Source organism: Microcystis sp. LE19-195.1E (assembly GCF_027532095.1).
Lineage (GTDB): Bacteria > Cyanobacteriota > Cyanobacteriia > Cyanobacteriales > Microcystaceae > Microcystis > Microcystis aeruginosa.
The window spans coordinates 1-6,624 of the sequence record NZ_JAPZSZ010000158.1 but is presented as its reverse complement, the minus strand read 5'-3'; the positions used below and the strand labels follow the sequence as shown (position 1 = coordinate 6,624).

General features: G+C 41.0%; 7 protein-coding genes. 2 read left to right on the top strand and 5 right to left on the bottom strand.

The genetic code is table 11. From position 1 onward, the window contains the following. The first annotated feature begins 371 nt into the window (after positions 1-371). Complete coding sequence (locus tag O9300_RS09255; protein ID WP_004159248.1) at positions 372-1,049, top strand: hypothetical protein; 678 nt, start codon at positions 372-374, stop codon at positions 1,047-1,049. A gap of 54 nt (positions 1,050-1,103) precedes the next feature. On the opposite strand, the gene O9300_RS09250 is transcribed toward O9300_RS09255, so the two are convergent. The 5 genes from O9300_RS09250 to O9300_RS09230 form a co-directional block, all read right to left on the bottom strand. After that, entirely contained in the window at positions 1,104-2,042 is a 939-nt protein-coding gene (locus tag O9300_RS09250; RefSeq protein WP_287971373.1) for a GDP-L-fucose synthase family protein, read from the bottom strand. Between the two features lie 12 nt (positions 2,043-2,054). Next, the gene (gene gmd, locus O9300_RS09245; RefSeq protein ID WP_002798501.1) at positions 2,055-3,137 is read right to left on the bottom strand and encodes a GDP-mannose 4,6-dehydratase; all 1,083 of its coding nucleotides are present in this window, start codon (positions 3,135-3,137) and stop codon (positions 2,055-2,057) included. 115 nt (positions 3,138-3,252) lie between these two features. Continuing rightward, positions 3,253-3,594 (bottom strand): TIGR03792 family protein, encoded by a 342-nt coding sequence (locus O9300_RS09240; protein WP_147070886.1) that lies wholly within the window; start codon positions 3,592-3,594, stop codon positions 3,253-3,255. Between the two features lie 12 nt (positions 3,595-3,606). Next, positions 3,607-4,494, bottom strand: coding sequence for a ParA family protein (locus O9300_RS09235; RefSeq protein WP_079208659.1), 888 nt, complete (start codon positions 4,492-4,494; stop codon positions 3,607-3,609). Between the two features lie 15 nt (positions 4,495-4,509). Next, positions 4,510-5,565: a metallophosphoesterase family protein gene (locus tag O9300_RS09230; RefSeq protein WP_287971371.1), complete on the bottom strand. Its 1,056-nt coding sequence runs from the start codon at positions 5,563-5,565 to the stop codon at positions 4,510-4,512. Between the two features lie 107 nt (positions 5,566-5,672). On the opposite strand from O9300_RS09230, the gene O9300_RS09225 reads away from it, so the two are divergent. Continuing rightward, positions 5,673-6,143 (top strand): pyroglutamyl-peptidase I family protein, encoded by a 471-nt coding sequence (locus tag O9300_RS09225; RefSeq protein WP_287971370.1) that lies wholly within the window; start codon positions 5,673-5,675, stop codon positions 6,141-6,143. The last annotated feature ends 481 nt before the right edge of the window (positions 6,144-6,624 follow it).

Below are 6,624 nucleotides of genomic sequence, written 5' to 3'. Positions count from 1 at the left end.
TTTTCATCGGGTAAATTACCTAATTTTCAGGGAAAAAGTCCAGGGATTTTCCCCCCGACCACTCCCATATCTGGTACTTTTTGATTGACAAAAAGTCTAAAAGTCTTACCCAACAAGGTTTTTAGATTTATTCAGCTAACCATAAATAGTTCTTGTTCCCCATTAACCGTGCCAAACTAAGAACTGCGGACAAATCAAGAGTTTTGGCGTTTCAATAGACCAAATAAACTAATAACTGGCAATTAGTAGGAAATCTCAGTTATTTTTGGCTAAAATTCTCCTTTTTCCCGCATTTTCTTGCTTGGAAACAAACTTTTTTCCGCTTTCGTCTTTATCTTTAATTCGCTCCCACTAGGAAACTCAAGGGTAAGATGCTATATTTTCAAAAGCAGGGTCGTCATCATCCTCTGACCCTATTAACAATGCTTTTAAGTGCTTCTTTCGTTGTGGTCTCCCTCTCCTTGACTCCTGCGATCGCACGTCAATTCGCCCCAATTAACCCGATTAAACCGATTCCTTTGGGGAATGATCAATTAATTCCTGCCGGCACAGACATCCCTGTAAAATACGAGCAAGGGGAAAAAATTCTTTTAACCAAACAAGAAACTTTTTCTTTATCTCTGACCGTCACCGATAATATCAAAAATTCCCAAGGACAGACAATTATTCCCGATGGTAGTCAGATTATCGGAGAAATTAAACCTGATGGTCAAGGTTCGCGTTTTTTATCCCAAAAAATCTTTTTAAAAACCCGTCAACCCCAAGAAAAATCTATTGATGCTATTTCGGCAGTTTTCACTCGTCTAGAAAAGCTAATTAAAGGAGTTAACCCCGACAAAATTATTCAGGGTGCAGTATTAGGAAAATCCGCCGCTTCTGTCCTCGCTTCTTTTACTTCTGACCAACCGGTTAGCGAGGGATTATTACGAGGAGGGGGATTAGAAGTATTAGCCGGTTGGTTATTACGAGGAGAATCGGTGGAATTATTGTCAATTAACCCCAAGGAAGATTTAAAATTAACCCTTCGTTCTGATTTTACCGGGCAGTAAGCTGAAAAAAAATCTGGTGTGTTAGTTATTTATCTAACACACCAGCTATCTGGACTAAGCGGCGTTTTGCCGATACCATTCAATGGTTTTCCGCAAACCTTCTTTAAATTCCATTTGAGCAACAAAACCGAATTTTTCCTGAGCGCGGGTTGTATCTAAACAGCGTCGCGGTTGACCATTCGGTTTATCTATTTCCCAAACAATTTCGCCATCAAAACCCATTAAATCACAGATTAATTCGACTAAATCTTTGATAGAAATCTCATAATTTGTACCAAGATTAACCGGGTCTGATTCATTATAGAATTGGCTGGCCATGACAATGCCTTGCGCTGCATCGGTGGAGTAGAGAAACTCCCGGGTTGGACTACCATCTCCCCAGACAGGAAGTTGTTTATCCCCCCGTTGTTGTGCCTCATAAACCTTGCGAATTAAAGCAGGAATTACATGGGAACTACCCGGATCAAAATTATCCTCTGGCCCGTATAAATTCACCGGTAAAAGATAAATTCCGTTGAAACCATACTGCAAACGATAGGACTCTAATTGTACCAATAAAGCCTTTTTAGCGATACCATAAGGCGCATTGGTTTCTTCGGGATATCCTGACCATAAATCGTCTTCACGGAAAGGTACTGGAGTAAATTTTGGATAGGCACAAATTGTCCCCACACAGACAAATTTTTGCACTCCTGCTAGATAGGCAGCGTGAATTAATTGGGTTCCCATCATCAAATTATCATAGAATAATTCGGCGGGTTTTTCCCGATTGAGACCGATGCCTCCCACATGGGCCGCCAAATGGATAATTAAATCTTCTTGGTCGGCTAAACGTTGACAGTTTTCCCAAACTCTTAAATCACAATCCTTTGACCGAGGAATTGTAATTTTTTCGGAATTTGCCCCCGCTGCAATTAATTGATTAACTACTTGCCGACCTAAAAATCCGGCCCCCCCAGTGACAACGATTCTTTGTTCGCTTAAATTCAGCATATTTTTACCTCTTTAATCCACAGTTGTCATTGAACGATTGCGAAGATAAGCCAAATCTTTTAATAACTGTCCGCTATCACCACCGTTATTAAGATTAATCCCCAAAGCCGCTAAATCCGCATCTACCATTAATTTTACCAGTCCCTCGAACGTTACCGACGGCTGCCAACCTAATTTCTCTCTGGCTTTTGTGGAATCTCCTATCAATAAATCCACTTCCGCCGGACGCAAATAACGTTCATCAAACTCCACATAATCCTGCCAATTTAAATTAACGTATTGGAAAGAAATATCGAGAAACTCCCGGATAGAATAGGTTTCATTTGTCGCCACTACATAATCATCTGGTTCTTGCTGTTGTAACATTAACCACATCGCCCGCACATAATCCTTAGCATAACCCCAATCCCGTTTAGAATCGAGATTTCCTAAATAAAGTTTTTTCTGTTGTCCGGCAATAATTCGGGCCAAAGCGCGGGTAATTTTGCGCGTGACAAAAGTTTCTCCACGACGGGGGGATTCATGGTTAAATAAAATGCCGTTACAGGCAAATAAGTCGTAGGATTCCCGATAGTTGACCGTTTGCCAGTGACCGTAAACTTTCGCACAAGCGTAGGGACTGCGGGGATAAAATGGCGTGGTTTCTTTTTGGGGAACTTCCATGACTTTCCCGAACATTTCCGAGGAACCTGCTTGATAGAAACGGACTTCGATGCCGGTTCTTTTTTGGTAATCCCGAATTGCTTCTAGCAATCTTAAGACCCCCACCCCCACAGCATCGACGGTGTATTCTGGGGCATCAAAACTAACTCGCACGTGGGATTGGGCCCCTAAATTATACACTTCTACTGGTTGCACTTGTTCGAGGATACGCCGCAGGGTCGTGCCGTCGGTGAGGTCGCCATAATGAAGAAATAATTTAGTATCGGGCTGGTGGGGGTCAGTATAGATATGATCGATGCGATCGGTGTTAAAGGTTGAGGTACGACGGATGATACCGTGGACTTGATAACCTTTTTCTAATAATAATTCGCTCAGATAGGAACCATCTTGGCCGGTGATGCCGGTAATTAGGGCGCGTTTAGCTTCAGTCATCAGTAATTTACCTAATCAGAAAGAATAAAGACTCTGACTGCTTATAGCACACTTTAGCCCCTCAGGACAAGTTTGGCTAGGTTGAGAGGGGACAAAAAGATGAATTGATTTTTGATCATGTCCCCAGAGAGCCTAAATTGTTCTGAAAATTTTCTCGAAATTTTCTGACCTGAAATTCCTTGACTTTGAGCAGTTGATAATTATCTTTTCCCATGGCTAGGGAAAATTTGGCTTCGGTGTCATCAAGTAAATTTTTGGAGATAGCTTTCCACTGTTCTTGTGTTTGCCAATGGACAACGATAATTAATTCTTCCTCGATGGCGGGATTAATCCAAAGCTCCTTACCTAAAAAACCAGGTTGTTTTGCTAAAAACTTTGTCCAAATTTCTTGATCTTTTTGGATAAATTTTTCCCTAGCTTCGGGTTTAACTTGAAATTCTAACCACTCAATGACCATAGTAATTATCTCCTATTTTTTGGCTTTCATCAAGAATTCTTCTGTGAGTTTCATAAAAGCTTTGGAACCACTAGAAGAGGGCATAGCTGCCACCACAGGCACGAACATATCCACAGCTTTAGCTACATTAACATCCATAGGAATCGCATTAGCAAAAATTTGATGGGCTTGAAAATCCTGTTGTACCCGGCGCATGACTTGATTATAGTAGCGACTGAGTAAACCACCACCGGAAAGAATAAAAACTATACCGAGTAAACCGGGGTTAATCGGTGCGGTTTCTTGATGACTAGCTTTCAGTTTAACTATTCTTCTTTCTAATAGCTGAATGCCGACAATTGATAAAGGTTCGGGACGGGCAGGTAGTAAATAAAAATGACTGCTACATAGACCACTCCGAGTTAAAAGATTATAGCCTGGAGCGCAATCCATGATAATATAATCGTAACGGTCTTGAATGGGATCAATGATTTTTTGAATTAAGATTCTTTCCAGGTTATTCCAAGCATGATCAAAGCCTAAATCTTCCTGTAAAATTGCTTGGTGGTGCAGGGTTTCTGAGACGACATATTCATCATAAAGTTCGATGTCTCCCGGCAGTAGATCTAAGCCTTGTATTTCACAGACTGAAGGGACAATAATATCATCAATAGTTAATTTATTGTAGGGATTGGGTTTGATAATTGCTTCTAATAAATAGCTTAAAGTGCGTTTTTTGCGACGCAGTTGAGCGAATTCGTGGGGAGACATTAAGCTAAGAGTCGCACTGATTTGAGCGTCTAAATCGAGGACAAGGACTCGTTTTTGCTGAAATTTAGCTAAACAGGTGGCAAGGTTGACGGTAAGGGTAGTTTTTCCTACTCCTCCTTTCATATTAACGGTGCTGATGACAGTGGCCATTAGGGGAATTCCTTTCTAGTTAACCGATGGAATATCTCGACGTAAAACTTGCCCGTTGGGAGCCATAATCAAAGGAGGTAAACTGGTAATATTGATCACCTCTTGGGTTTTCATGTCGTAGGTGGTGTAAACTGTTTCCTGTTGATTGGGATTAATATCGACAATTGTTAGGGTTTTTCTGGGCGCTTGTTCACTGTTCAATAACTGTCGCGGTCCACTGCCTAAAGCTCCCGCGTGTAATAATTGTAATTGCCCCCGTTTACCCGGATAGTAAGCGTGAGCGTGGCCACTAATATAAGTATGCACCTGATGGCCCTCTAAAAACGCTCTTAATTTCTCGGCATCGGCTAAATAATCCCCCGGTCGATTTCTGCCCACGGCAATACCGTAGAGGGGTAAATGACCGATTACTAGCCGCATTTTAGCATTTTTAGCGTCGCTACTACTCAAGTTTTTTGCTGCCCAATTTAGTTGTTCCTGAGAGATTAAATGAGTGGAGGCATCCCAAACTAGATAGAATATACCATTTTGAGTGAAAGTATAATAAAAAGGAAAGCCGGTTTTATCGATAAAATTTAAACTTGTATCATGTTGGGGGTTTTGCCAATAATCTTGGGCTAATTGTCTCTCTTTAGCATAGATAAATTTTCCTGCCGATAAAGCTCCAGAAGCGTCATGATTACCGATGGTAAAACCAAAAGGTATTTTAGCAGCTCGCAGGGGCGCGGCGATATGGCGATCAAAGGCTGACCACATGGCGTTAATTGCTGCCTCTGTCAAGCTGCTTTTTTGTCCTGCCACCATGTCGCCACCACAGAGGACCAGATCGGGTTTATTATTGATAATTAAAGGGATAGCTCGATCGATTTCGGGATCGTAAGTTGTGGAACCGTATTGACTATTAAGGTCACTAATCACAATTATCTTGACTTTTTTCGCCTTTTGTGCTTGTTTAACAGCCGACTCAGGGGGATTTTTGGAAGTAACGGGCTGTAAAATTTGATGAGCGCAAGCTACCAAGCTAAAACCGCCTAAACTGCCACTGATCAGCAAAAATTTACGGCGTTGCATAGGATATCAATCTCGTCTTTAATTGAGGTCACGTCAGTTATTGTAGCAATTTTTGTCCCCTCGCTCGCTTTTTTGTTGATCATCCCAATTAACTATCAGGAGATAACTTGACAATTCTCTTAACTTCTTTTGCGCCTTGGTTATGCCATCACCGGAGTAATTCCTCCGATGATTTGTTAGCATCCATTCAAGATAATTATCCAAAAAAGCTTTTATTTTTGCGTCAACTTCCCGTTAATACCCATCGAGCCAGTGAACGAGTTATCAAAGCTATTCAAGACAAAAAGCCTGATTTCGTTATTTGTTGTGGCATGGCAGAAAGTCGTTATCGTTTAAGTTTAGAATCTCAGGCTAGGAGTAGCACAAAAAAGTTATTTACACCAATTCCCTTGCCAGATTTAATTAAAAACCTTGACTATAGCTATATCAGCGATAATGCCGGTCAGTTTGTCTGCGAAGAATTATATTTTCAAGTCTTAAAACATCATCCGAGAGCTTTATTCGTTCATGTGCCGCTTTTAACTGACAAAAATTTTGCCATTATTCAAAGAGATTTTCAAAAAATTATCAGTAAGTAGGGTTTGCTGAAAAAGTTTTTCCTAGGGGCAGGGTGTGGGGTGCAGGGTTTTACCCATTTTCAGGTGGTCAACTACCTAATTTTCAGGGAAAAAGTACCTGATACTAAATCCGTTGAGTATAGGCTAGTTATGAGGAGAGGCACTCATGCAAGAGGCACTCATGCAAAGGGGAGAATAAATAATCAGTTTTTAATAACCGGATTTATTGTTAGGCAGTGGCTTCGACATCGCACTAACTGTCACTAGCTAACTTATGATTGATTGTTATCAGCTTTGCAAAACAGGATTTAGGATCAAAAATAACCTAGAAGCACTGTCCCAATAGAAAACCTAAGCCACCTAACGGTGAAGTTAGGTGTACTTTCACAACTGATATCTTTAAGAACGCTTTTCTGGGTTCTAATATGGACCTAGTGGGACTTAGGCGTTTTCTGTCAGCAAAAAAGGCTCAAACCATTACGGGACAAAGGGTTAACCTCGA